Genomic DNA, 25511 nt, shown 5'->3' on the forward strand with positions numbered 1-25511 from the left:
AAACATCTGTTTTTCATAAGTATAATTAACCCGAATCGTTTGTAATGTGGGAAGGAGACTGGAACGTTGAAAACATTAGAACTACAAGAGCGCTTAACGGAGATTTTTCAGCATTTACACGAAAACCCTGAAGTAAGTTGGAAAGAATATGAAACGACAGCGTATATTACTGACTTTTTAAAAGAAGAAGGAATTTCATATAGAACATTTGATGATTGTCCAGGTGTAATTGCTGAGATTGGAGGCGGGAATCCAGTTATTGCGATTCGTGCTGATATGGATGCACTTTGGCAAGAAGTAGATGGAGAATTTAAAGCGAACCATTCATGTGGTCATGATGCTCATATGACTATTGTAATGGGACTTATTTTACAATTGAAAAATATGAGATGGAAAAGTGGTACGGTTAGATTTATTTTTCAGCCGGCAGAAGAGAAGGGGAATGGTGCTTTGAAGATGGTGGAGAAAGGTGCTGTAGATGATGCTGATTTCTTATTTGGTGTCCATCTAAGACCGATTGAAGAACTAACTTTGAAACAAGCAGCCTCATCTATTCGCCATGGAGCAGCAGGATTTTTAGAGGGTATGATTCATGGGGAGGATGCACACGGGGCAAGACCACACCAAGGTGTGAATGCAATTGATGTCATTTCCATGATTAATATCGGTTTGAAAAATATTTGGCTGTCACCGCAAAGTTCTTATTCAGTAAAAATGACGAGATGCCAAGCTGGTGGTGATAATTTAAATATTATTCCGGGAAATGGTCATTTCAGTTTAGATGTAAGAGCAGAGAGTAATATACTATTAGAAGAATTAAAGAAAAAGATTGAGCATGTAATAGAATCAGCTGCATCGATGGGATCAAAAACTTCATACGAATGGATGGATCTTGCACCGGGAGCGGAGGTTTCTGAAGAAGCAGAGCGCTTTATGCGTAAAGGTATTCTCGAAGCGTATGGGGAAGAGAGATGTACGGGACCTCTCTATACGACGGGAAGTGATGATTTCCATTACTATACAGTGAAAAGACCACATTTAAAAGCTGTCATGCTTGGACTAGGAGCAGATCTACAACCTGGATTACACCATCCGTATATGAGGTTCGATCATAGTTGTATTATGGATGGGGTAGAAATATTGAAACAAACTGTATTGAAAGTGTTAGAAGACAGGGGCTAGAGAGCTCCTGTTTTTTTGTCGTGAATTGTCAGCAAATCGATATATTTTGAGTTATGATAGATATATTGAGAAAATCGTTGATATATTTGAAGTTACGATAGATATATTAAGAAAATCGTTAATATAATTTCACATACCTATTAATTTGATGAAAAATGAGCCTCCAGTACATGGTGTATAATAATAAGTACCATTTTTTAATAGGAGAAAACGAATGAACGAACAATATTACGATGCAGTTTTACATATAAAAACAGTCGGTGAGCAAAAAGGGTTTAACAAGTCTATGCATTATCACCGCTATGAACCGACGCCGTATAGCGGGTTAGATGAGTTATTGAATCAATATGAGATACGAAGTAGCGACCGAATTGTAGACTTTGGGTGCGGAAAAGGGCGATTAAACTTTTATATGCATCATAAATGTGGTGCTTCAGCAGTTGGAATTGAAATGAATGAAGAGTTTTATAAAGAAGCAATGGATAATCGAGATCGTTATGCACGAAAGGCACGAAACAGTAAGGGGAAAATTCAATTCCAATGTTGTTTAGCGCAGGAATATGAGATTGATCCACATGATAATAGGTTTTATTTCTTTAATCCATTTTCTGTACAAGTGTTTATGAATGTAGTAAATAACATTTTGCTTTCAGTAGAAGAAACGGGGAGAGAAGTAGATATTATTTTATATTATCCTTCTGAGGACTATATTTTCTTCTTAGAAAATCAGACTGCGTTTGAGCTGAAGAAAGAAGTTAGATTGCCAGGTGCTTATGAGAAGAATGGGAATGAGAGGTTTTTAGTTTATACATTAGGGTAATAAAAAACAGGTGCCAAGGCACCTGTTTTTTTATTAGTTACGGATTAAGTAATCAAATGCACCTAAAGCTGCGTTTGCACCTGAACCCATAGAGATGATGATTTGTTTGTACGGATTATTTGTACAGTCACCTGCAGCAAACACTCCTGGTACGTTTGTAGCGCCGTGCTTGTCTGTTACGATTTCACCGCGAGCGCGTTCAACTGTTTCGCCTAACCAGTCTGTGTTTGGAACAAGACCGATTTGTACGAATACACCTTGTAATTCAACGTGATGAACTTCTTCAGTTTCACGATCGATGTAAGAAATACCGTTTACTTTGTCAGTACCAGTGATTTCTTTCGTTTGAACGTTTTTCAGAACAGTTACGTTTGGTAAGCTGTTAAGACGCTCTTGTAATACAGCATCAGCTTTTAATTCTGGCATGAATTCAAGAACAGTTACGTGCTTAACGATACCTGCTAAGTCGATAGCCGCTTCAATACCAGAGTTACCTCCGCCGATAACTGCTACGTCTTTTCCAGTGAATAATGGACCGTCACAGTGTGGGCAGTATGCTACACCTTTATTTTTGAACTCAGCTTCACCTGGTACGCCAACATTACGCCAGCGAGCACCTGTAGAAACGATTACGCTCTTACTTTTCAGAATGGCGCCGTTTTCAAGTTCCACTTCAATAAGTTCTTTTTTCTCTAAACGTTTCGCACGTTGTAGATTCATTACATCGATGTCGTATTCTTTTACGTGCTCTTCAAGGCTTGCTACTAGCTTAGGACCTTCAGTCTTTTTCACGCTGATGAAGTTCTCAATGCCCATAGTATCCATTACTTGACCACCGAAGCGCTCAGCAACGATACCAGTGCGGATGCCTTTACGTGCTGCGTAAATTGCTGCACTTGCACCAGCAGGGCCGCCACCAACAACAAGAACATCGTATGGATCTTTATCAGAAAGCTCTGATGCATCTGGACCGTTACCCATTTTAGCTAAAATTTCTTCAAGTGTCATACGACCGCTTCCGAAAGATTCGCCGTTTAGGTAAACAGTTGGTACTGCCATGATGTCTTTGCTTTCTACTTCCTCTTTGAATGCAGCGCCGTCAATCATAGTATGTGTAATACTAGAGTTAAGAACGCTCATTACGTTAAGAGCTTGTACAACATCAGGACAGTTATGACAACTTAGGCTGATATAAGATTCAAAATGATATTCGCCTTGAATGTTTTTAATTTGATCGATTAATTTTTGTTCAATTTTTGGAGCGCGTCCACTTACTTGTAGTAAAGCTAACACTAATGATGTAAATTCGTGTCCTAATGGAATACCAGCGAATACGACACCAGTGTCTTCACCAGGGCGGTTTACGCTAAAACTTGGTGTTCTCTCTAATTCAACTTTTTCTACTGTAATCTTAGATGACATAGTAGCTAATTCGTCTACTAGAGCTAACATATCTTTAGATACGTTATCGTCTCCTGCGCTTACTTTAAGTAAAATATCGTTCTCCATTAACTGAAGGTATTGGGATAGTTGTGTTTTTATATCTGCATCTAGTATCATTTTGATCGAACTCCTTAGATTTTGCCTACAAGGTCAAGGCTTGGTTTAAGTGTTGCAGAACCCTCTTGCCATTTAGCTGGGCAAACTTCACCTGGGTTGTTACGTACGTATTGAGCAGCTTTAATTTTGTTAACAAGAATGCTTGCGTCACGGCCGATACCGTCAGCATTGATTTCCATAGATTGGATAACGCCGTCTGGATCGATGATGAATGTACCACGAGCAGCAAGACCTTCTTCTTCCATTAAAACGTTGAAGTTTGTAGTGATTGTGCGAGTTGGGTCACCAATCATGATGTACTCGATTTTGCCGATAGTTTCTGAGCTATCATGCCATGCTTTGTGAGTGAAGTGAGTGTCTGTAGATACAGAGTATACTTCAACGCCTAAGTCTTTTAGAGTTGCATATTGGTTTTGTAAGTCTTCAAGTTCAGTTGGGCAAACGAATGTGAAGTCAGCTGGGTAGAAACAAACTACACTCCATTTTCCTTTTAAACTTTCGTCAGTAACTTGGATAAATTCTCCATTATGGTAAGCATTAGCTTTAAACGGTTTTACTTCTGTGCCGATTAATAACATGTTAAAATTCCTCCTAAATGTTGGTTTGAGCATCAAAAAATAGTGTGCTCATAAAATATATTTTTTAATTAACTATAATAATTCTAATTCGATATTAATTATCATATAGAAGTGGTTATTTTGTCAAGAGAATAAACCAACTTTATACCAATTTAATTAATATTTATTCTCAATTAAGACTAACAGGGAACGGAAAGGTAATTTTAAGTCTATAAACTTTAGATGAGTGGTTGAAAGTTTATTGTGTATGTTAGAGAGTGTGTATAAGTTTAATTTCTTAGGAAGGAAATATTTCTTAGAAGTTGTGGTTTTGAAAAGGAACTGCTTACTTCTATTTTACAAAGAATTTTGTGATAAATAAAATAAAATGAATCGGAAATTTTTTGAACAATTTTTGTCATCTCAAATATATAATTAGGAAGTATATTACGATGATAGTTAGAAACATTGACTCAAAGTGCTAACAAGATATAATAAAACCTAGATATACCTTTCAAAAAGAAGAATACATATTTATAGGATGAAAAAATTCAACCTATTATTTTTTATAGCTTTTAGAAAACGCTTACAATTAGTGTGGAGGGGAAACCATGTCTAAGTTCACGAAGTATTTTTTAATGGAAGCTAAAGATGTGATTGCATATGTGAAAGAGAAATTATCTAAGTTTGAAAATGCAAAGGGGTTACAGTGTAAAGAAATAGGTGATGGCAATTTAAATTATGTGTTCCGCGTTTGGGATGAAAAAGAGAACATGTCTGTCATCGTAAAGCAAGCTGGGGATACAGCTCGCATTTCAGATGAGTTTAAGTTGTCGACGAATCGTATTCGTATAGAATCAGATGTTTTGCAGTTAGAGGATGAGTTAGCACCTGGACTTGTTCCTAAGGTGTATTTATTTGATAGTGTGATGAATTGTTGCGTAATGGAAGATTTATCGGATCACACAATATTACGTACAGCACTTATAAATCATCAAATATTTCCGAGGTTTGCGGATGATCTAACTACTTTTATGGTAAATACACTTTTGTTAACATCGGATGTTGTAATGAATCATAAAGAGAAGAAGGAACTTGTGAAGAATTATATAAATCCTGAATTATGTGAGATTACAGAGGACCTCGTATATTCAGAACCATTTACCAATCATAATAAGCGTAATGAGTTATTTCCGTTAAATGAGGGATGGATTAGGGAACATATTTATAGTGATAAAGAGCTTCGTATGGAAGTAGCGAAACGTAAATTTTCTTTTATGACGAATGCACAGGCATTACTTCATGGTGATTTACATACTGGCTCTGTTTTTGTAAGAGATGATTCTACAAAGGTTATTGATCCTGAGTTTGCTTTTTATGGACCTATGGGATATGACGTTGGGAATGTAATGGCGAATTTAATGTTTGCTTGGGTGAATGCAGATGCAACGATGTCACCTGGAGCTGAGAAAGATACGTATATGGATTGGTTATAAACTACGATGGTAGAGGTAATTGATTTATTTAAGCAGAAGTTTTTAGGTGCTTGGGATATTCATGTGACCGAGATTATGGCGAAGGAAGAAGGCTTTAGCGAAGTCTATTTGCAATCTGTATTAGAGGATACAGCTGCAGTGACAGGTCTGGAATTAATTCGCCGTATTGTTGGATTAGCGAAAGTAAAAGATATTACTTGTATTGGGAATGAGGAAGCACGTGCTAGAGCGGAGCGAATTTGTCTTCAAGTAGCGAAGAGTTTTATTTTACGAGCGAATCAATATAGAACGGGCACAAGTTTTGTAGAAACGTTAAAAGAACAGTCAACGCACTACGCGAAGTAAGGGGAGAATATGATGGAAGAGCAATTAATACCAATTCAGTGGAAAGATGATGCTTTAGTTTTGTTAGATCAAACGTTATTACCAAATGAAATTGTCTATGAATCTTTTAAAACAGCTGAAAGTGTGTGGGATGCAATACAAGTAATGAAAGTACGAGGTGCACCCGCGATTGGTGTTTCAGCTGCTTATGGAGTGTATTTAGGGATAAAGGAATTTGCTGAAAGTACGGAAGAAGGATTTATGGATGAAGTAAGAAAGGTATGTACATACTTGGCGACATCAAGACCGACTGCAGTAAATTTATTTTGGGCGCTTGAAAGAATGGAAAGTGTAGCGACAGATAATGCTCACTTATCAATCTCACAGCTGAAAAATAGATTACTAGAAGAGGCAAAAGAAATTCATAGAGAAGATGAAGAAATTAATCATCAAATTGGAGAGCATGCATTAACATTATTCCATGATGAAATGGGAGTATTAACGCATTGTAATGCAGGTGCTTTAGCGACGACTAAGTATGGTACTGCGACGGCTCCAATGTATTTAGCGAAAGAAAAAGGATGGAATTTAAAAATTTATTCGGATGAAACGCGTCCTAGATTACAAGGTTCAACGTTAACAGCATTAGAACTGCAGCGAGCGGGTATTGACGTTACTGTTATTACGGATAATATGGCAGCTATGGTCATGTCACAAGGGAAGATTGATGCAGTAATCGTTGGATGCGACCGTGTGGCAGCAAATGGTGATGTAGCAAATAAAATTGGCACATTAGGCGTATCTATTTTAGCTAAGTACTACAACATTCCGTTTTATGTAGCAGCGCCAACACCGACAATTGATTTAAAGACATCGACAGGAAAAGAAATTCCGATTGAAGAAAGAGATGCTTCTGAAGTGATTAATCGCTTTGGACAATATTCAGCTCCGAAAGAAAGTAAAGTATATAATCCAGCATTTGATGTTACTCCACATGAAAATGTAACAGCGATTATTACAGAAAAAGGGATTGTAAAGGCACCGTTTACGGAGAATTTAAAAAAGTTATTTCAATAAGTAGATAAATATAAAAGTCAGTCATCATAAGCTTCATACTTAGGGGGATGTATATGTTATTACAAAAAGAAAGAGAAGAAATTGTAGCGTATGGAAAGAAAATGATTTCTAGTGGTTTAACAAAGGGAACGGGCGGTAATGTTAGTATCTTTAATCGCGAACAAGGTCTTGTTGCGATTAGCCCAAGTGGTTTAGAGTATTATGAAACAAAGCCTGAAGATGTAGTTATATTAAACTTAGATGGTGAAGTAGTAGAAGGAGAGAGAAAACCATCAAGTGAATTAGATATGCACCTTATTTACTATAGGAAGCGTGAAGATATAAATGCGCTTGTGCATACACATTCTCCTTACGCGAAGACGATTGCATCATTAGGATGGGAGCTTCCTGCTGTGTCATATTTAATTGCTTTTGCAGGCCCGAATGTACGCTGTGCGCCGTATGAAACATTTGGTACGAAGCAATTAGCGGATGCTGCTTTTGAAGGCATGATTGATCGTCGTGCTGTGCTACTTGCAAATCACGGTTTAATTGCTGGTGCAAATAATATAAAAATGGCGTTTACTGTTGCAGAAGAGATTGAGTTTTGTGCTCAAATTTATTATCAAACGAAAAGCGTCGGAGAACCGAAGCTTTTGCCAGAAGATGAGATGGAGAATTTGGCGAAGAAGTTTGAAGGGTATGGGCAACAGTAGAAATCTAACGGAAATGTTATTCAATGTGTATTAAAATGGCCGTGAAAGAATATATATTCTTCCATGGCCATTTTAGGATTTTAATTATTTAGATATATTTTTGAGTTGCGAATCTAATTTCCAAAAACCGATTCCTGAGAATAGTGCTGCTAATGAACCAATAATTGCAGCAATACCGATATCTCCGAACATCATTCCGCCCATTAAGATACCAAAAATTCCAATTAAGATAAGAATAATAGAAATAGCTTTCATTATACGATACTCCTTAAAACGTAAAAGTTATATGTGATAATATAACATTAATAGAGTTTATAATCAAAAATATTTTGTTCAGGAATTGTATTGAGGTAGGAAATATGAATGGTGAATAAAGGGTTAGGAGAAGGAAACGAAAGGAAAAAACGTCCTCAAAATTGAGGATGTTTTTACGCTTTCTTAAGCAACAAATACATAAAGTAAGGAGCCCCAATTAAAGCAACGACAATACCTGCTGGAATGCCATTAGGATCAACGATATTTCGTCCAATTGTATCTGCTAATAATAATAGCCATCCGCCGATTAAAAGGGCGATAGGCATGAAGATTTGATGTCTTGGACCTACTAAAGATTTCGCGATATGAGGAGCCATTAATCCGATAAAGCTAATTCCTCCTGTTACGGAAACAGCTGCAGCTGCAAGTGCAACGGCTGCAACTAATAAGTACCTACGTTCTTTTTCAATTTCAATTCCAACGCCGATTGCGACTGGTTCGTTTAATGCTAAGATGTTTAATCGATTTGCTTTATAGAAAATAAATGGAATGAATACGATTAACCATGGGAGCATTGCTAAAACGAAGATCCAGTCATCTCCCCAAATATTTCCGGCAATCCATTTTGAAATAAAGTCTACTTTCATACGATCCGCGGATGAAATAAGGACAATCATCGTTCCAGATAGTGCAAATGCAAAACCGATACCGGTTAATGTTAATCGCACCGGCTGAAGTCCAGTTGATTTACTATATGAAAATACGTAAATTAGAACAGCTGTCAGAAATGCCCCAATAAATCCAACGACAGGTAGTAAGTAAAGAAATGAACCTACGTCTATTGGAAAGTATAAAAAGAAAATAGCAACAGCAACACCAGCTCCAGAGTTAATACCAAGAATACCAGGTTCAGCTAAATCATTTCGGGTAATTCCTTGCAGAATAGCCCCTGATAAAGCGAGAGCCATACCAGCTAATAATGTAATGACAATTCTAGGTAGTCTTAAAGAGTATAAAACGAACTCCTCTTTAAAAGTCCCTTGCCCCATTAATGTTGGGAGTAGTCGATCATAAGATAAAGATGCTGAACCAAGTCCCATTCCAATTACAATGGTTGTGATGATTACTATAAGTAAAGCGAGTATAATGAGACGCTGTTTTCTTAAAATAGATTGCATCATGAGAATGTTTTTCCTCCTTTACGTACAATGAATAGGAAGAATGGTAATCCTACAATCGCGACAATTGCCGCAACTGGTGTTTCGTACGGAGCGTTAATAGTACGTCCAATTGTATCTGCAAGTAGCATAAAGGAAGCTCCAGCAATTGCTGACATCGGTATAACAAATCGGTAATCTGGACCGACAATTGGGCGTACCATGTGAGGTACCATTAAACCGATAAATGCCATATTTCCAACAAGCGCTACAGATGCACCTGCAAGTAAGATAATAATGATAAATAAAATAGTTTTAATAACAATAATTTTTTGACCTAGTCCAATAGCCACTTCCTCACTGAAACTAAGAACTGTCAATTTTTTTGCTAGTAAGATAGCGATAAAGATACTAATTGAAATGACTGGAATAATAATTTTTAATTGGCTCCAAGTTGTTCCAATTACGCCCCCAGCAGTCCAAAGTGATACATCTTGTGAAATTTTAAAGTAAATGCCAATTCCTTCTGAAATTGCGAGTAGAAATGCTGAAACTGCAGCGCCCGCTAATACAATTCGAAGAGGAGAAAGGCCGCCTTTTTTCACCATACCAATTCCAAATACCATAATTGCGCCAATTGCAGCACCGATAAAGCAAGCTAACGTTAAGTAAAGATAGCTGATGGAAGGATTGAAAGCAAGTGTTAGTGCAAGCGCAGCATTTGCGCCACCAGATAGCCCTAATAATCCAGGGTCCGCAAGTGGATTTCGTGTTAATCCTTGCATAATTGCTCCAGAAACGGCTAATCCAGCTCCTACAAAAATAGCAGCAACTTCACGTGGTAAACGTATTTCTCGAATAATAGATATTTTGTCTCCTTTAGCGGAGGAAGTGAGTGCTAACCATACATCTTTTATCGAAGTATCTGCAGCACCTAATACCATTGCAACCATAAAAATAAGAAAGAATGCAATTAAGCTTAAAATTAGTTTGTATGTAAAAGCTATAGAACGTGGATTTTCATGATCTTTTGTCATTCGTTTCACATCTTTTCTGTTCATAGAATAAAGGAAGAGGAATTCTTAAATTAAGAATTCCTCATGTTTGTATTATTTACCAAGAAAGCTCTTCTTGAAGAAGTCTAGTTGGAAATCTAATGTAAGTGGATCATTGAAATAGAATTCCATCATGTTTGCTTCATATACACGATTATTTTTTACTGCTGGGATGTTTTTATATGATTCTGTCTCTTGGAATGAGTTATCAGTATCTTTGTTTTTACTTACGATTAAGTAATCACCAGCAAATTCAGGTAATACCTCAGTAGATAATGCGTAATAACCTTCTTTTAATGCTTTTTCTTTTACTTTTTCAGGCATTTTTAATTTCATTTCTTGGTACAGAATTTCTGTTCCGCGGCCCCAGTTCTCGCCGTATACATAAAGCTGTTTGTTGAAGTTTTCTACAACAGAAACTGTTGCATCTTCACCGATTTTTGCTTTAATTTCTTTACCAGCTTCTTGTGCACGTTTCTTGAAGTCATCAACCCAAGTTTTTGCTTCTTTTTCTTTGTTTAATAACTTACCAATTTCTAAATGCTGTGTTAAGTAATCAACTTTTCCGTAAGTGTATGTTACAGTAGGAGCGATTTTCTTTAACTTATCGACATTTTTAACATTTGATAAACCAATGATTAAATCTGGATTTAGTTCAGCGATTTTTTCAACATTTTCATCTGATACTTCAGCAACATCTTTAAGTTTACTATCAAAACGTGGGTTTTGTTTAGACCATGAATCTACCCCAACAAGATTTACACCTAATGACATTACGTTACCAGCGAATGACGATAGTACAACAACGCGTTTTGGATTTGCAGGAACTTCTACTTTTTTACCATCTTCAGATTGGTATGTAATTGTTTCTGATTTGCTACCTTTTGCATCGTTCTTTTTGTCTGTAGAGCCATTGCTACAAGCACTCATAACAAGAACGAAAAGAACTGTTAGTGAAATAAATAACTTTTTCATCGTCTTTCTCCTTTAACATAGATGATATGTGTATACAATAATTTGTTTAACTGCAATCTTTTTGAAAGAGTAGTGGTAAAGCAAAATGATTTATTAAAAATCTTGAATATGAGATTTTATAATATAGTATTAACCATATTAATGAAAGAAGATGTAATCTCAAATTTGCTAATTATTAACAAAATGATAATGATTATCACTATTGATTCTTTAAATAATATAATTTTATATAGGTGTATTGTCAATAGTAATTTTGATTGTAAATTTTGCGGAAACAGGTTATATTTTATTGAGAATGATAATCAATGATTAATAGCTGAGGAGTGAGCACGAATGAATCGAGAAGAATTGTTTGATGTAACCGTGATAGGCGGAGGACCTGCAGGGCTTTATTCAGCTTTTTATAGTGGACTCAGAGAAATGAAAACAAAAATAATAGAATTTCAACCACATTTAGGTGGAAAAATACATGTGTATCCGGAAAAAATGATTTGGGATGTAGGAGGACTATTGCCAGTTACAGGTGATAAGTTAATTGAACAACTTGTACAGCAAGGGTTAACATTTAAGCCGGAAGTTGTATTAGATACAAAAGTAGAATCGATTATTCGTAATCAAGATGGTACTTTTACATTAAAAACAAGTACTGGCGAAGAACACTTTTCAAAAACAGTTATCGTCGCAACAGGAAGTGGTATATTGAAACCGCAAAAGTTATCTATTGAAGGTGCTGAGCGATTTGAAGTATCGAATTTAAATTATACAGTTAAATCTTTAAAGCGTTTCAAAGGTAAAACAGTTATTATTTCCGGTGGAGGCAATTCTGCTGTTGATTGGGCAAATGAATTGGAACCAATTGCGAAAAAAGTGTATGTAACCTATAGAAAAGAAGAATTATCTGGTCATGAAGCACAAGTAAAACAACTTATGAACAGCTCAGCGGAGTGTTTCTTTAATACATCGATTACAAAATTAATTGCTGGTGATAATCATGAAGCGATCGAATATGTAGAATTAACAAATCATGAAACAGGTGAGGTTTCTCATTTACCTATTGATGAAGTTATTATTAATCATGGATATGAACGCGACATTACATTATTAGAAAATAGTGAGTTAGACGTTGCAATTATAGATAATTATTATATTGCAGGTAATGCAAATAGTGAGTCTTCAGTAGATGGATTATATGCTGCTGGAGATATTTTAAAGCACGAAGGGAAACTACACTTAATTGCAGGTGCATTTCAAGATGCTGGAAATGCTGTGAATAAAGCAAAACAATTTATCCAACCAGATGCAAGTGAGTACGGAATGGTTTCTTCTCATAATGAAGTATTTAAGAAGAGAAATCGCGAACTGATTAAGCAGATGATGAAATAATAAGGAACAAGTATCCCCCCACGTATTTCTCTATTCAAGTGAATGAGAGATGTACGTGGGGGTTTTCCTGTTTACTATATTTTCTATCATTATAATGACACCGGTTTCATCAGTTCATATGATATGAACATTTTATTGGTAAAGCATCCTAGAAAACAATTTAGCTATGTTTTGCTTACACAGAACATGGCTAAATTACGCTGTCCCTTTAGCGCGTTTATTAGGAAATGGCATATTTAGTATAGAAGCAATATACTGTTTTCCGTGTTTTCGAGCCAATGATTCTAATATTTGACGGACGCGTTTTGTAAGATGACCTTGTTTTTGGATGGCTTCACAATATGCGTCATAGAAGGCATATTTAGCCCAAAGGAAATCATCTTGTTGGAATAAGAAATGATTTTTGTACCATTCACCAATTGTATGATAACAATTGTTTTCATGTATTGCTGTGCTTTGAGAAAGAAAACGATCAGATAAAGATACATTCAAATGAGAAATTGTGTTTTCTGTTTCAACTTGTAGTGTTTTTTCTAACATTGTAATGATGTGACGAGTAGCCATATGTTAACTCTCCTTTGTGTAAATGGGTAATACCATTCTATATTTAAAAAATTCTTACTATATAATACTATACAATATATGGAATGCATCTACCTGCTTTTTGAACTGCATTTACAAAATCTTTTTTATTTGTTTACAAAAATAAAGTAAAGTAAGATACAGTATAGATGAAAAAATAATAAAGGAATGAAGGCATTGTATATAACAATAGAAGAGACTGCGGAGTATTTGAATTTACCAAAATCGTATATTGAAGAGTTAATTCAGCAAAAGAAAATTCGTGCGCTATTCGATGGAGAGCAATATTTAGTAAATAAAGAACAATTTAATACACATTTAGAACAAATGGAGAAATATAAGCAATTAGTGGAAGAAATATTGAACGAACCAATTCCAGAAGATATGGATGTTAAAGACGAAGATTAAACTATGGAAAATCCCTTATGAAGATATGCAGAAATGTATATTCATAAGGGATTTTTTGTTTGAAGATATCAAAAACATAAGGAGTTCTTAGCCTTTCTTCAAATTTTGATAGGTAGTAGTCTACCATGTTAAAAGCATATTTTTTTCTAGCTAGGACAAACATAGAGAACGTAACCTGTACAGATACATATACTATCAGTGCAAAAGCTTATAAATTAATGGAAGGGGTTTTCTCGTGAGTTTATTTCATTGTGATTTTCTGAAAGACTTAATTGGATCTTTTGTGAGAGTAAACAGGGGTGGTCCAGAATCTCAAAAAGGGACAATAGTCGCTGTATGTTCGGATTACTTTGTATTAAAGAATGAAAAAGGAGAGCTCTATTACTATCAGATTCGTCATCTGAAAAGTATTACAAAAAATGCGAAAGATTGTAAAGCAGATGATTGCAGATGGTTGGAATGTGAATGTGAAGATGACTTTGAAAAGTTACTTCAAAGCTTCAAATATTGCTGGGTGAAAATTAATCGTGGTGGCCCAGAGAAAGTTGAAGGTATTTTACAAGATGTTTCTTGTGAATTTGTGACACTAATTGTAAAAGAAGAAGTTATATTAGTTGCAGTATCTCATATTAAGAGTGTAACAGTACCTTGTAGAGAGAGCGAAGAAAGCGAAAGTGAAAGCGAAAGTGAAAGTAATGATTCAGGTCGAGCTCGCGCACAAAGACAGTCAAGAAGAGGAAGATAATAAGAAAGGAGGATACAAATTTGGAAAGTATATTATGCTGTGAACAAATTAAAGGCTTAGTCGGTGAGACTGTAAAAGTAAATCTTCGTGGACCAGAGAGTCGAGTGGGGGTACTTGTATCGTTAGGAAGAGATTACCTTACATTACAACTTCCTCTTGGTGAATTAGTATATTACCAATTGAAACATGTGAAGAGTCTAGTTAAGAAAGTGAAAGAAAGTAAATGTGGCGATGGCTATGTTTCATGTTTCTGCTCTGATGATGATACTTTCGTCGATGTATTACGTGACTTGAAGTATAAGTGGGTAAAGATTAACCGTGGCGGCCCAGAGTGTGTAGAAGGCCTATTAAGTGAAGTGCATGAAGAATGTATTACGCTAGTAAACGGTGATGAAGTTATTTATATCATTAATTATCATATTAAGAGTGTGAGTCAAGTAGTGAAATGTAAAAAGAATGAAGATGAATAATGTTTAATAAATAAGAGGGGCATTATGAGGGAAAGAGAAGAACAATTTCTTATTTCGATAGTATGAAAAGGAATTACTTACTATTAAGACAGAACATTGCCCTGATTATTTTTTTGAAAAGGAAGATAGGGAAGCTGAAATTCATAGGAAGGAGGATATAGATGAATGAGTTAAACAAAAGTATTGGGGAAAATATATATGTTAAATTAATCGGTGAAAAAAGGTTTAAAGGTATATTAATAGACGTAGGAAATGACATTATTGTTCTTTACAATGGACAAGACTATGTATATATATCTTTATATCATGTACAATACTATAAATTTTTAAGACCACATGACGAAGACATACTAAAACCAGATGTTGATTCTGTAATTAAGAGGGAATCCCCTTCAATTTCTTTGAGAAAAGTATTAAGTACTTCTAAAGGGATTTTTACAGAAGTTTATGTAGCAGGAAATGCTCCAATACATGGTTATGTTACAAGTGTGATGAACGACTATATTGTTTTTTATAGTCCGGTTTATAAAACGGTATATATATCTTTAAAACATTTAAAATGGTTAATTCCGTATAAAGAAAACCAAGTACCGTATGCCCTCAATAAAAATGAACTCCCCGTAAATCCGTTAAATATTACATTAGCTAGAACATTTGAAGAACAGCTTATTAAAATGACTGGGAAAATTATGGTGTTTGATTTAGGTGAGGAGTCCAATAAAATTGGAAAAATGGCGAAAATTGATGAAGGTCATATTGAAATATCAAAAGCACGTGATGCAAAAATGTATGTGAATATTCAACATGTAAAATCCGTCCATTGTCCGTAGATTAGTTGGAAGGGCTGACTTTTTCTTTTATATGCAGAAGAAAAGGTCGAGCCTATTTGTTTTAGTTTAATTTGAAGATGAGGGGAAAAATGAATTGAATATAAACATAGTATAGTGTGATTTTTTAAAAGGTAACTTTACACTAACTTATAAAAATTGTGTACGAGCTATCTTTTTATGTATTCAATTTATTTTTTGAGGAGGAGCTGCTCAACTAATTTATTAAAGGGGTTTTGTTTGTGGAGCAGTTTCCGAATTCGTTATCAATTACATTGCTTGGTAGTGCTGGTGGAGCAGCAAAAGCAGTTTTAGCAATTTTAAATCAAGCGATAGCAAATGAAAAAGATCCAATTTATGAAGTATTAAAGAATGCCAAATTTCATTTGGTGGATATAAAACAAAAAGATAGGACTTATTATGATGAGTTGTTTTCGAATTTGAAAAGTCAATTATATTTATATGAAATAAACCTTCAAAATGTAGTGGAATTTAAACAACATTTAAAAGAAAAAAGAACGAGTGTTGTGATTGATGTTTCAGGGGCAGATACAATTAGAGTATTAAGCTGCTGTAATGAACTAGGAATTTGTTATATTAACTCAGCCTTGGAAAATGAGGCAGTAGATCAGGACGATAGCTTAATCGGCTTTCAGCTTACGGAAAGATATACAAGGTTTGAGAAGGAGAAAGAGAAATTTACAAATACAAAAGCGATTATAGGTTCAGGTATGAATCCAGGTGTTGTTCAATGGATGGTTGTTGAGCTTATGAAGGAACGACCAAGTGAAAGGCCAAGAGCATGTTATATTGTAGAACATGACACATCGTTTTTGAATGATACAGCACTTATAAAGCCACATACACTTTATGCTTCATGGGCAGTAGAGCGATTTTTAGATGAAGCAATCTGGAGTTATCCGATGTATATGAGTCATCATCGTCCTCTTTACTTTTATGAAGATGTATATGCTTCAGAGTATAAAGTGAAGTTAGGAGAAAAAGAATTCTATGGTTGTTTAATGCCACATGAGGAAGTATTAATTTTAGGGAAAAACTTTAATATGGAAGTTGGTTTTCTTTACCGAATTAATGAGTATACAACAAATATAATTAGACAGAACTTAGATCAAGTAGAAGATTTATGGAACTGGAATCGTAAAGTGTTTAATCCAGCGGAAGAAGAGGTTGCTGGAGAGGACTTGGTCGGTGTGTTACTCGTTTATGAAAATAGTGAGACATATATGTATAATGTGATGAATAGTAGCCAAGTTTTTCGTAAATATAAAACGAATGCAACGTATTTTCAAGTAGGGTGCGGGATTTATGCGGGCTTGTCCAGTTTACTTTTAGATCAATTTGAACAAGGTGCTTATTATGTTGAGGAGTTGTTATTAAATACAGAAAGTAAGTACGGTGAGTATTTAAATTTATATATGAAGGATTTTGTAATAGGGCATAATAATTTTACGGATGGATTGTTACATGACAGGGTAAGATGGATGTAAGTTGTTACCAAAAGGAAGGAGAGATCTCCTTCCTTTCATTATTATAAGGTTAAATATTGCCCTGAAAGCAATTTCATACTTATACTTTAAGGAGATAACAATGAAAGTTTTTTGTATCGATCAAGGGGAGTTTTTATATGAATAAATACAAGAGCTTGATTTATGAAGAAAGAAGAGCCTTAAAGGTATTTATATTATTATTTTATATTATATTCTTTTTATATGACGCTATATATTATTTTGTATATCCTGCTATGAATATTAGTGGAACAGCGGTAGGTTGGCCAGAAGGTAGTCTTGGGATAGGTGTGCCTATATTTGTAATAGCATTATTTCCTATTTCTATATATCTTCAAAAAAGAGGGTATGTATATTCTGTAAAATATTTATTTTTATTTGGGTACATGTTTATCAATCTTGTGAATAATTTAATGATTTATTTGCGAACGGATAGACCTTTTGAACATGGTAGTATGGTAGAAATGTTATTAATTTTATTTGCCCCAGTTTTCGTGAATAGAAAATACTTTTATTTAGTGTCCTTTAGTGTAATTGGAAAGTACGTATTTTTCACATTGCTATTACAAGATTTAAAAGTGGTAATTCCACTTGTTTTATGTATATTCTATTTCATTATTTCACATTCTTTATTAAAACGATTTCAATCTTATGTAAGAACAGTGGTTGAAATGATGAACAATATGAAAGAGACGGAAAATTTAGCTGTGATTGGGACTATGTCTACAACAATTGCCCATGAAATTCGAAATCCGCTAACAGCGTTAAAAGGGTTTACGCAAATGCAAAAAGAAAGAAATCCAACTGATACGATGAGCTACGACATTATGCTACAAGAAATTGAAAGGGTTAATGGATTTGTTAGTGAATTGATGTTGTTAGGAAAACCAAAGCCAACAAATTATGAAAGGTGTAATATACGAGACATCCTTCTATATGTTGTGCATCTAATGGAAAGTTATGCAACGCAATATAGAGTTAAATGTCATTTACAAGTAGATGGGAATTTACCGGCTATAAACGGTGATGACAAGCAATTAAAACAAGTGTTATTAAATATCATTAAAAATGGAATAGAATCAATGCCAGAGGGTGGAGAAATTCATATTCGTGCATATCAAAAAACGCAAGGACATTTGTGTATTTCTGTTGAAGACCAAGGATTTGGTATAGAGAATGAGAAGTTAGAAAAAATCGGCAAGGCGTTTTACACAACAAAGGAGACTGGCACAGGACTTGGGTTAATGATTACATATAAAATTATTAAGGAACATCAAGGGAGTATCACGATCCAAAGTAGTCTAGGAGTAGGAACGAAAGTAGAAATTTTTCTGCCGACCGTTTAATGTATTGGGAGAAAAGATTTTTCAGAAAAGTGTTCTTGTTGTGTAAATATAAACATTTTATAAAATGTTTCAAGAAGGGTTTTTTTTATAAAATACTTCGTTTATAATGGAGGAAAATATCGACATGAGATTGATTGCTCATGTAACGGTTCAGTAGTGTTATGAAAAGATAAGAAGGGGTGCACGCGCATCCTTTTTTCTATGCAGATATTATGAAAGAGGTGGTATGATGGAATTAACATTAAATTCGACTGTATGTTTACACACGATTCAATTTCGAAAAGAGCAAAAGAATTATATTGTAAAAGATACAATTACAGGAGAAAAATATGAAATGCCGCCACTTTGGATTGATGCATTGGCAATGATGCGTGACGGTTTTTTATTGGGAGAAATTGAGGAGAAATTAAAAGAAGAGTATCCATCCGAAGAAGTGAATATGTTAGCATTCACGAGGCAACTGTTAGAACTAGAACTTGTTGAAATGGTAGATGGAGAAGAGATAGCTTGCACAAAGAAGAAAGAGATAGATTGTTTAGCTTGGGTGCGTCCTCGTGTGGAACAATTCTTTCTTAATTTAAATAGAAAATATAGAAGCAAAGACCAATAGTGGCCTTTGCTTTTTTTATAGGCTGTGTTTAAAAAATAACAGCAAATGCTCTTGCGAAAGCACCGTCACTATTTTTAATTTTTAAAGGTGCTGCTGAGAAAAAGAAACGTTTTGTTTCGATAGCATCTAGATTTGTTAAGTTTTCAATTAAGTAAATATTATTCCCTAGTAATATGTGATGAATCGGTGATGTTTCTGTTGTGACTTCATCAGGAGAAATGAAATCTAAACCGATAGATTTTACTTTTAATCGCACTAGTTCTTTAGCTAATTCTTCAGAAAGATAAAATGCTTCCTTCTCATAAGCCTCTGTATTCCATTTTGTGGATAGATTAGAATGAAAAATAACAATATCACCTTCTTTTATGTCAGTATTATGCAATACTGCCTTAGGTAATTTTCGCTCTTGAATATGTGTTACATCTATAAGAACAGCTTCACCTACAAATTGATCCAGCGGTAATTGATCGATGGTCGTTGCGCCTGAAATAAAATGCGCAGGAGCATCACAATGCGTGCCAACATGAACGACAGAATGAAAATCTGTAACTTGATAGCCTGATTCTTCAACACTTGTAACAGCTTCTAGTTGTATTTTAGGTGTTCCAGGAAATTGAGACATATTATTTTCAAATGTTTGCGATAGATCAATTACTTTCATTTTACATACCTCCAATATATGTTTTTCAAATAATAAAAAGCTCATCCTTCAGTATCAAGAAAGATGAGCTTTACATGCTAGTTGAGTTTTATCTTCCAAAATGCAATGCATTTTGCAGGAATTAGCACCTATTCAGTTTGTATAAACTGAGGTTGCTGGGCTTCAAAGGGCCGGTCCCTCTGCCTCTCTTGATAAAGAAGTATTCAGTTTTTAAAATCGGAATTTTCCGATAGTTAAATTGTAATTCATTTCCTTTTTTCGTGCAATACAAAATAGGTATTCACCCAAATAAAGCTGCTCGCATATTGTAGCTTATGTAAATAGAATGCTGCGAAGGAGTGAGTGCAGTGACAGGAAATGTATTAAATTATTATGCTGGTGGTAATACAGCTAGGGGATTTCACAATTTATACGAAGAGAATTTAAAAGGATTAGACAGATTATTTATCTTAAAGGGTGGCCCAGGAACGGGAAAATCTTCTTTAATAAAGGCAATAGGTCGTGAATGGATTGAAAAAGGATATGATATTGAATTTTTACATTGTTCTTCTGATAATAAATCGGTTGATGGTGTAATTATCCCAAAATTAAAAGTAGGAATTGTTGATGGGACATCGCCGCATGTTATTGAGCCAAAAATGCCAGGAGTTGTTGAAGAGTATATAAATTTAGGAATTGCTTGGGACTCAGATAAACTAAGAAAGCAGAAGTTAGAAATTGAAAGATTTGTTTCAGAAGCAAGCAAAGCTTTTCAGTCTGCTTACGTACGTTTTAAAGAGGCATTGGTTATACATGATGAGTGGGAGAAGATATATATTGATAATATAGATTTTAATAAAGCAAATGAACTAACCAATCAGCTAATCCAGAAATTATTTGCAGATAAAAGCGGGAGACAATCGCTTGTAAAACATCGTTTTTTAGGAGCTGCTACACCGAAAGGAGCAGTTGATTTTGTTCCTAATTTAACAGAAGGGTTACCACATCGTTATTTTATAAAAGGGCGCCCAGGCTCTGGAAAATCAACGATGCTCAAAAAGTTAGCTAAGGCAGCTGAAGAAAAAGGGTTTGAAGTTGAAGTATATCATTGCGGATTTGACCCGAATAGTCTTGATATGGTTATCGTAAGAGAATTAGGATTTGCAATTTTTGATAGCACCGCACCACATGAATATTTTCCAAGTCGCGAGGGTGATGAAATTATTGATATGTATGCCCTTATTGTTACGCCAGGGACGGATGAGAAATATGCGAAGGAAATTCGTGATGTCTCCATTCAATATAAAGCAAAAATGAATGAGGCGATGTCTTTCTTAGCGAAAGCAAAATCGGTTCGTGATAAATTAGAACGAATTTATATTGCTGCTATGGATTTTTCAATAGTAGATGCATATAAAGAGGAGATTCAAAAAGAGTTTGAACGAATTGCTACTACTGTAATCGAAAAGCAACAATAGACGTTTCATTAGGCTGTCAGTAATTTCTGACAGTTTTTTTGGTATGTAGTAAAATTAGTATTGTATTTGTCGAATTTCCAAGGAAATAATCAAAAAATGGAGGTGTTATGCAATGAGAGAGAAAATCGAGTTGGAGTTAGAAAGAATTGAAAAAGAGAATGATGTGAAAATTTTATTTGCGGTAGAATCAGGGAGTCGTGCTTGGGGTTTTCCATCGAAAGATAGCGATTATGATGTTAGGTTTGTTTATATACATCCGGTAGAATGGTATTTATCAATTCATGACAAACGAGATGTAATTGAATATCCAATTAGTGATGATTTAGATATAAGTGGTTGGGATATTAAAAAGGCGTTGCAACTATTCGCGAAGTCGAATCCTGCTTTACTTGAGTGGATTCGATCACCAATTTTTTATTCGAAAAACTCTAATTTTCCAGAACTACTTCAACAGATGAGTGAGAAGAATTTTGATCCAAAAGCAACGATATATCATTATTTACATATGGCGTCGAAAAATTATCGTGAATTTTTGCAAGGTGAGAATGTAAAGCTGAAAAAGTACTTTTATGTATTACGTCCCATTTTAGCTTGTAAGTGGCTAGAAGAGAAAACGACTTTACCTCCTGTAGAATTTGACCGATTGATTACAGAATTATCATTAGAACGTAGCGTATTAGATGAAATTGAAAAGTTGTTAATAAAGAAAAAAGCAGGTACTGAATTAGATGTTGGATTGAAAATTAAGGTGCTAAATCAATTTTTAGAAGAACAAATTCATTACTATCAGGAATATGTAAAAGGAATTGAAAAGGGATCAGGAATCGATATTGAGAGTTTAAATACATTGTTTCGAGATATGTTGTTTGAAGCATATGAAAAAGAGCACAAGTAAGTTTGTGCCCTTTTTATTTTGTAGGAATGAAGAAAACAGATATAGCTGCGATAAGACCTGCAAAGGAGAATAAGTAAAAATTCCATGCTAAGTCATATTGCATTGTCATAATAATACCGACGAGAATTGGGCCAGCAATTGCACCAACTCGGCCAAGCCCCAGTCCCCAGCCTAAGGAGGTAGCTCGGATATGTGATGGGAAGTATTGTGTTACATATGCATTTAATATTTGAGTAATACCGACTGATCCAATACCAGCAAGGCCAATTAAAAGATAAATGATTGTAACAGATGGTTTGATTGTTAATAGTCCGATACATATGGCTGCCATAAGATAAGAGATGCTAATAACAATTTTTGCTCCTATACGATCAGCAATTGCTCCAGCGAATAATGCGCCGATAGCTGCGGTAATATTTAGCATAAGTAGAAATGACAGACTAGACCCAAGAGGATATCCTGCCTGGCGCATCATCTGTGGTAACCAAGTGTTTAAACCGTATATTAAAAACATTCCCATTATATAAGTGATCCAAAAAAGTAGCGTTGCTTTTATGTATTCTTTTGAGAATAAAGTAAAAAATCCATTTTTCTTTCGTATAGTAGATGGGTCTTGATGAGTTTTATCTTTTACATGAAATTCAATTTGAAAACGATTAAGAATTTGGTTCACTTCTTCTTGGCGATTACGTGATAATAAAAATTGAATGGACTCAGGTAAATAGCGAATAATGAAAGGAATGAAGAGTAGTGGAATCATTCCGATACCAAACATAATTCTCCATCCGAAATCTTCTAACATAAGCATGGACAAAATAGCACCTAACACGATACCTAAAGGATAGCCAGTAAACATAAGAGCATAAATAAAAGATTGCCTTTTTGGGGGTGAATATTCAACAGTGAGTGCTGAAGCTGTAGGGATAACACCGCCTAATCCGATTCCGCCTATAAATCGAGGTAATCCAAATAACTCAGGAGAAGGAGCGATAGCCGCTAAACCCATTGTGATAGAAAAAAGTGCTAAACAGCATATAAGCGTCCATTTACGCCCAATTAGATCTGTAATCGTTCCAACTAGAATAGCCCCAATAAACATTCCAAATAAAGCATAGCTTGCAATTGTACCAGCGTGCGCTGGTGATAGCGCCCAGCTTTTGTCTTCTAGGAGCTTTGGTAGAACGGCACCGTAAATACCTAAATCATATCCATCAGCTAAAATGGCTAGCCAACAAATAAAAACAACAAGTTTTGTAATAGAGCTTGGAAAGATAGTTTCTGTAGATTCTAGATGAGGTGGAGCTGAAGGTTGCATAATATTCACCCCTTTTAATTTGTAGATGAATATATTATTTTATTTAATGTTAATATTTTCCTCCTTGTGTCGAATTTTATCTGAAAAGGGTTTATAGCAAATAAAGAAGTTCAACAGTAATTCTGTTGAACTTCTTTATTTGTTTACTCATTATCAACTCGTTTTAACGGTTGATCTGCTGGGCCTTCAAGAACGTCTCCCTCAATTGAAAAACGAGAACCATGGCAAGGGCAATCCCAAGTACAATCACCATTATTCCATTCAACTTCACAGCCTAGATGTGTACAAGTTGTATCGACGATATGTAATTTTCCTTCTTTGTCCTTATAAGCACCTGCTCGTTTACCGTTAACATGTACGACAGATCCTTCACCAACTTCGAGATCTTCTGGCTTACGTAATGCGGTTTCAATCTTTCCTGCAATTAAATGTTTCGCAACATCAATGTTTTGGGAGAGGAACGTTTTTATATCTGGATTTGCATGGAAGCGTGATGGTGCATACAGTTCTTTATAGGGACTGTGAACTTTTAGGATGGAGTCCTTCAGTAGGTGAGCGGCAGCAGTTCCAGTTGTCATTCCCCATTTGCGATATCCAGTTGCAACAAATATATTTGGATTTCTTTCGTTAATATGTCCGATATAAGGAAGCTTATCTAGAGTAATTAAATCTTGTGCTGACCATCTATAAGGAACTTCATCTATTCCAAAAGTGGCTTCAGCAAAAGAATAGAGTGCTTCATAATGAAGCATCGTATTTATTCCCTGACCTGTTTTATGACTCTCTCCGCCAATCAAAATTAATTTTTCTCCATTGTTTGTTATATAGCGTAAGGAGCGCTTTGGATCATCAATACTTAAATACATGCCACCTGGATACTCCGTTTTTGCTTTTATTGCAAGAGCGTAGGAGCGTTCTGCGTACATTCGCGTAAAGAAAAAGCTATTCGCATCATAAAAAGGGAAATGTGAACAAGAGACGACATATTCACAAGTGATATGATGGCCCTCTTTTGTAATTATTTGTGGATAATCGCCCTTTTCCACATCCATAGCTGTTGTTTGTTCGTAGACCTTTCCGCCCATCTCCACAAACTTTTCTAAAAGTGTTTTTAAATAAAGAAGGGGATGGAATTGTGCTTGATTTTTCATTACAAGCGCAGATTGTACTGGAATAGGAATCGATAGAGATTGAACATAGTCACAAGGTATATTTAATTTTTGATAAGCTTCATATTCTTTCGATAAATTTCTTAATCCGTTATCAGTAGTTGTATATAAATATGAATCTTCATTTGAGAAATTACAGTCGATTTTATATGTTTGAACAGTTTTATTTATGAATTGTAGAGCCTTATTATTTGATTCATAGTAAAGCCGGGCCTTTTCTACACCGAAATGATTTATTAATTCATCATAAATAAGATCATGTTGTGCTGTTACTTTCGCTGTTGTATGCCCAGTCGTTCCGTTTAAAATACGACCAGAATCAATTAAAACAACATCGATGCCTTCTTTTGCAAGTAAATAGGCAGTAGTAATACCTGTAATACCAGCACCGATAATAGCAACTTTCGTCTTTATATTTTCGGATAAACGAGGGAAAGTAGGAAACTGAGTAGATTCAATCCAATAAGATAGTGGCAGTTGTGGAAATGTATCACTTGTCATTGCGGAAACCTCCTGATTTTAGAACAATTTTCCTTTTAATATTTCCATATTATATGAAATTCATGTGTGTTGTTTTAGAGGAAGTCTATTTTTATTAAAAGAGGGTATAAATTATTTTAATATAATTAATGAGGTGGGGCATTATGAAGAAGTAGGATTTATATAAAACTAAATTCAAATGATTCTGTTTGTTGATTACATAGAGAGTTATTGAATGAGATAGAGTCTATGCCGTTTAAGAAAATGTCTAAATATAGTGGGTAAATCCTTATGAAATCTATACATTTTCTTTAGTGAAATAAAGTATGATTATAAAAATATAACCAACTTTTATTACTAGGTCATAAAAGTTGTTGACAATATAGAAATTCTATTGTTATGATTCATCATGTGGAAAGGTTGATAGAGGGTAAAAAGAGAAATGTTTTTCATTGATAATAAAAGCGAAAAATAAGTGACGATA

At 34.8% G+C, this 25511-nt stretch carries 24 protein-coding genes, 1 pseudogene and 1 riboswitch; of the genes and pseudogenes, 15 read left to right on the top strand and 10 right to left on the bottom strand.

Translation table 11 applies throughout. The features are described from left to right. The first annotated feature begins 66 nt into the window (after nucleotides 1–66). Entirely contained in the window at nucleotides 67–1182 is a 1116-nt protein-coding gene (locus tag AC1Q8L_RS25130; protein WP_000853506.1) for a M20 peptidase aminoacylase family protein, read from the top strand. Between the two features lie 214 nt (nucleotides 1183–1396). Beyond that, a complete protein-coding gene (locus tag AC1Q8L_RS25135) occupies nucleotides 1397–2002 on the top strand; it encodes an SAM-dependent methyltransferase (protein ID WP_001005626.1) in 606 nt (201 codons plus the stop codon). A gap of 33 nt (nucleotides 2003–2035) precedes the next feature. On the opposite strand, the gene ahpF is transcribed toward AC1Q8L_RS25135, so the two are convergent. Together ahpF and ahpC are read right to left on the bottom strand one after the other, a co-directional pair. Further along, on the bottom strand, nucleotides 2036–3562 hold the full coding sequence (gene ahpF / locus AC1Q8L_RS25140; RefSeq protein ID WP_000599499.1) for an alkyl hydroperoxide reductase subunit F: 1527 nt from the start codon (nucleotides 3560–3562) through the stop codon (nucleotides 2036–2038). Between the two features lie 14 nt (nucleotides 3563–3576). Then, nucleotides 3577–4140 carry an alkyl hydroperoxide reductase subunit C gene (gene ahpC, locus AC1Q8L_RS25145; protein ID WP_000924420.1) on the bottom strand — a complete coding sequence of 188 codons (564 nt, stop codon included), beginning with the start codon at nucleotides 4138–4140 and terminating at the stop codon, nucleotides 3577–3579. Nucleotides 4141–4730: 590 nt separating this feature from the next. On the opposite strand from ahpC, the pseudogene mtnK reads away from it, so the two are divergent. From mtnK to AC1Q8L_RS25160, 3 genes and pseudogenes are all read left to right on the top strand, one after another. Continuing rightward, a pseudogene (mtnK, locus tag AC1Q8L_RS25150) lies at nucleotides 4731–5960 on the top strand (S-methyl-5-thioribose kinase). Between the two features lie 9 nt (nucleotides 5961–5969). Continuing rightward, entirely contained in the window at nucleotides 5970–7016 is a 1047-nt protein-coding gene (gene mtnA, locus AC1Q8L_RS25155; RefSeq protein WP_080451051.1) for an S-methyl-5-thioribose-1-phosphate isomerase, read from the top strand. A 53-nt stretch (nucleotides 7017–7069) separates the two neighbouring features. Beyond that, nucleotides 7070–7711: an L-fuculose-phosphate aldolase gene (locus AC1Q8L_RS25160; protein WP_000926568.1), complete on the top strand. Its 642-nt coding sequence runs from the start codon at nucleotides 7070–7072 to the stop codon at nucleotides 7709–7711. 84 nt (nucleotides 7712–7795) lie between these two features. Here the strand turns inward: AC1Q8L_RS25160 and AC1Q8L_RS25165 are convergent, their stop codons facing one another. The 4 genes from AC1Q8L_RS25165 to AC1Q8L_RS25180 form a co-directional block, all read right to left on the bottom strand. Then, the gene (locus AC1Q8L_RS25165; RefSeq protein WP_000644466.1) at nucleotides 7796–7966 is read right to left on the bottom strand and encodes a hypothetical protein; all 171 of its coding nucleotides are present in this window, start codon (nucleotides 7964–7966) and stop codon (nucleotides 7796–7798) included. 173 nt (nucleotides 7967–8139) lie between these two features. Continuing rightward, nucleotides 8140–9147, bottom strand: coding sequence for a FecCD family ABC transporter permease (locus AC1Q8L_RS25170; protein ID WP_000983749.1), 1008 nt, complete (start codon nucleotides 9145–9147; stop codon nucleotides 8140–8142). After that, on the bottom strand, nucleotides 9144–10184 hold the full coding sequence (locus AC1Q8L_RS25175; protein ID WP_002153558.1) for a FecCD family ABC transporter permease: 1041 nt from the start codon (nucleotides 10182–10184) through the stop codon (nucleotides 9144–9146). The genes AC1Q8L_RS25170 and AC1Q8L_RS25175 overlap by 4 nt, the downstream gene beginning before the upstream one ends. 48 nt (nucleotides 10185–10232) lie before the next feature. Further along, a complete protein-coding gene (locus tag AC1Q8L_RS25180) occupies nucleotides 10233–11153 on the bottom strand; it encodes an iron-hydroxamate ABC transporter substrate-binding protein (protein ID WP_000732564.1) in 921 nt (306 codons plus the stop codon). Between the two features lie 333 nt (nucleotides 11154–11486). Here AC1Q8L_RS25180 and AC1Q8L_RS25185 point away from each other — a divergent pair, with 333 nt between their 5' ends. Beyond that, nucleotides 11487–12536: an NAD(P)/FAD-dependent oxidoreductase gene (locus tag AC1Q8L_RS25185; RefSeq protein WP_001078268.1), complete on the top strand. Its 1050-nt coding sequence runs from the start codon at nucleotides 11487–11489 to the stop codon at nucleotides 12534–12536. Nucleotides 12537–12731: 195 nt separating this feature from the next. On the opposite strand, the gene AC1Q8L_RS25190 is transcribed toward AC1Q8L_RS25185, so the two are convergent. After that, nucleotides 12732–13100: a hypothetical protein gene (locus AC1Q8L_RS25190; RefSeq protein WP_000235476.1), complete on the bottom strand. Its 369-nt coding sequence runs from the start codon at nucleotides 13098–13100 to the stop codon at nucleotides 12732–12734. A 186-nt stretch (nucleotides 13101–13286) separates the two neighbouring features. Between AC1Q8L_RS25190 and AC1Q8L_RS25195 the strand changes: the two genes are divergently transcribed. From AC1Q8L_RS25195 to AC1Q8L_RS25225, 7 genes are all read left to right on the top strand, one after another. Beyond that, the gene (locus tag AC1Q8L_RS25195; protein ID WP_078385229.1) at nucleotides 13287–13526 is read left to right on the top strand and encodes a helix-turn-helix domain-containing protein; all 240 of its coding nucleotides are present in this window, start codon (nucleotides 13287–13289) and stop codon (nucleotides 13524–13526) included. Between the two features lie 235 nt (nucleotides 13527–13761). Next, entirely contained in the window at nucleotides 13762–14271 is a 510-nt protein-coding gene (locus tag AC1Q8L_RS25200) for a hypothetical protein (RefSeq protein ID WP_000051533.1), read from the top strand. A 20-nt stretch (nucleotides 14272–14291) separates the two neighbouring features. Then, nucleotides 14292–14741 carry a hypothetical protein gene (locus AC1Q8L_RS25205; protein ID WP_000443836.1) on the top strand — a complete coding sequence of 150 codons (450 nt, stop codon included), beginning with the start codon at nucleotides 14292–14294 and terminating at the stop codon, nucleotides 14739–14741. Between the two features lie 161 nt (nucleotides 14742–14902). Then, on the top strand, nucleotides 14903–15571 hold the full coding sequence (locus tag AC1Q8L_RS25210) for an LSm family protein (protein ID WP_001004268.1): 669 nt from the start codon (nucleotides 14903–14905) through the stop codon (nucleotides 15569–15571). Nucleotides 15572–15810: 239 nt separating this feature from the next. Further along, nucleotides 15811–17076, top strand: a complete 1266-nt coding sequence (locus AC1Q8L_RS25215) for a hypothetical protein (RefSeq protein ID WP_000434729.1) — start codon at nucleotides 15811–15813, stop codon at nucleotides 17074–17076. A 137-nt stretch (nucleotides 17077–17213) separates the two neighbouring features. Next, nucleotides 17214–18440, top strand: coding sequence for an ATP-binding protein (locus tag AC1Q8L_RS25220; protein WP_001046109.1), 1227 nt, complete (start codon nucleotides 17214–17216; stop codon nucleotides 18438–18440). Between the two features lie 229 nt (nucleotides 18441–18669). Continuing rightward, nucleotides 18670–19050: a hypothetical protein gene (locus AC1Q8L_RS25225; protein ID WP_000424116.1), complete on the top strand. Its 381-nt coding sequence runs from the start codon at nucleotides 18670–18672 to the stop codon at nucleotides 19048–19050. A 28-nt stretch (nucleotides 19051–19078) separates the two neighbouring features. On the opposite strand, the gene AC1Q8L_RS25230 is transcribed toward AC1Q8L_RS25225, so the two are convergent. Further along, nucleotides 19079–19711, bottom strand: coding sequence for a cyclase family protein (locus AC1Q8L_RS25230; RefSeq protein ID WP_000862979.1), 633 nt, complete (start codon nucleotides 19709–19711; stop codon nucleotides 19079–19081). Between the two features lie 85 nt (nucleotides 19712–19796). Continuing rightward, nucleotides 19797–19909, bottom strand: a riboswitch (SAM riboswitch). A 149-nt stretch (nucleotides 19910–20058) separates the two neighbouring features. Here AC1Q8L_RS25230 and AC1Q8L_RS25235 point away from each other — a divergent pair. After that, nucleotides 20059–21168, top strand: coding sequence for a PRK06851 family protein (locus AC1Q8L_RS25235; protein ID WP_000147464.1), 1110 nt, complete (start codon nucleotides 20059–20061; stop codon nucleotides 21166–21168). A gap of 112 nt (nucleotides 21169–21280) precedes the next feature. Next, nucleotides 21281–22063, top strand: a complete 783-nt coding sequence (locus tag AC1Q8L_RS25240) for a nucleotidyltransferase domain-containing protein (protein WP_001208235.1) — start codon at nucleotides 21281–21283, stop codon at nucleotides 22061–22063. A gap of 13 nt (nucleotides 22064–22076) precedes the next feature. Here AC1Q8L_RS25240 and AC1Q8L_RS25245 read toward each other — a convergent pair whose 3' ends face one another. Together AC1Q8L_RS25245 and AC1Q8L_RS25250 are read right to left on the bottom strand one after the other, a co-directional pair. Continuing rightward, nucleotides 22077–23378, bottom strand: a complete 1302-nt coding sequence (locus AC1Q8L_RS25245) for an MFS transporter (RefSeq protein WP_001183075.1) — start codon at nucleotides 23376–23378, stop codon at nucleotides 22077–22079. Between the two features lie 143 nt (nucleotides 23379–23521). Continuing rightward, complete coding sequence (locus tag AC1Q8L_RS25250; RefSeq protein WP_000199984.1) at nucleotides 23522–25048, bottom strand: FAD-dependent oxidoreductase; 1527 nt, start codon at nucleotides 25046–25048, stop codon at nucleotides 23522–23524. Between the last annotated feature and the right edge of the window lie 463 nt (nucleotides 25049–25511).

The organism is Bacillus sp. GW823-FHT06A11 (genome assembly GCF_058795355.1).

What these genes read in the sequence shown, in the direction of transcription:
- ahpC (WP_000924420.1), bottom strand. Translation starts at nt 4,140, where the DNA reads ATGTTATTAATCGGCACAGAAGTAAAACCGTTTAAAGCTAATGCTTAC.
- mtnA (WP_080451051.1), top strand. Translation starts at nt 5,970, where the DNA reads ATGATGGAAGAGCAATTAATACCAATTCAGTGGAAAGATGATGCTTTA.
- AC1Q8L_RS25160 (WP_000926568.1), top strand. Translation starts at nt 7,070, where the DNA reads ATGTTATTACAAAAAGAAAGAGAAGAAATTGTAGCGTATGGAAAGAAA.
- AC1Q8L_RS25165 (WP_000644466.1), bottom strand. Translation starts at nt 7,966, where the DNA reads ATGAAAGCTATTTCTATTATTCTTATCTTAATTGGAATTTTTGGTATC.
- AC1Q8L_RS25230 (WP_000862979.1), bottom strand. Translation starts at nt 19,711, where the DNA reads ATGAAAGTAATTGATCTATCGCAAACATTTGAAAATAATATGTCTCAA.
- AC1Q8L_RS25220 (WP_001046109.1), top strand. Translation starts at nt 17,214, where the DNA reads ATGAATAAATACAAGAGCTTGATTTATGAAGAAAGAAGAGCCTTAAAG.
- AC1Q8L_RS25250 (WP_000199984.1), bottom strand. Translation starts at nt 25,048, where the DNA reads ATGACAAGTGATACATTTCCACAACTGCCACTATCTTATTGGATTGAA.
- AC1Q8L_RS25210 (WP_001004268.1), top strand. Translation starts at nt 14,903, where the DNA reads ATGAATGAGTTAAACAAAAGTATTGGGGAAAATATATATGTTAAATTA.
- AC1Q8L_RS25245 (WP_001183075.1), bottom strand. Translation starts at nt 23,378, where the DNA reads ATGCAACCTTCAGCTCCACCTCATCTAGAATCTACAGAAACTATCTTT.
- AC1Q8L_RS25185 (WP_001078268.1), top strand. Translation starts at nt 11,487, where the DNA reads ATGAATCGAGAAGAATTGTTTGATGTAACCGTGATAGGCGGAGGACCT.
- AC1Q8L_RS25195 (WP_078385229.1), top strand. Translation starts at nt 13,287, where the DNA reads ATGAAGGCATTGTATATAACAATAGAAGAGACTGCGGAGTATTTGAAT.
- AC1Q8L_RS25225 (WP_000424116.1), top strand. Translation starts at nt 18,670, where the DNA reads ATGGAATTAACATTAAATTCGACTGTATGTTTACACACGATTCAATTT.
- AC1Q8L_RS25135 (WP_001005626.1), top strand. Translation starts at nt 1,397, where the DNA reads ATGAACGAACAATATTACGATGCAGTTTTACATATAAAAACAGTCGGT.
- AC1Q8L_RS25240 (WP_001208235.1), top strand. Translation starts at nt 21,281, where the DNA reads ATGAGAGAGAAAATCGAGTTGGAGTTAGAAAGAATTGAAAAAGAGAAT.
- AC1Q8L_RS25180 (WP_000732564.1), bottom strand. Translation starts at nt 11,153, where the DNA reads ATGAAAAAGTTATTTATTTCACTAACAGTTCTTTTCGTTCTTGTTATG.
- AC1Q8L_RS25190 (WP_000235476.1), bottom strand. Translation starts at nt 13,100, where the DNA reads ATGGCTACTCGTCACATCATTACAATGTTAGAAAAAACACTACAAGTT.
- AC1Q8L_RS25170 (WP_000983749.1), bottom strand. Translation starts at nt 9,147, where the DNA reads ATGATGCAATCTATTTTAAGAAAACAGCGTCTCATTATACTCGCTTTA.
- AC1Q8L_RS25175 (WP_002153558.1), bottom strand. Translation starts at nt 10,184, where the DNA reads ATGAACAGAAAAGATGTGAAACGAATGACAAAAGATCATGAAAATCCA.
- ahpF (WP_000599499.1), bottom strand. Translation starts at nt 3,562, where the DNA reads ATGATACTAGATGCAGATATAAAAACACAACTATCCCAATACCTTCAG.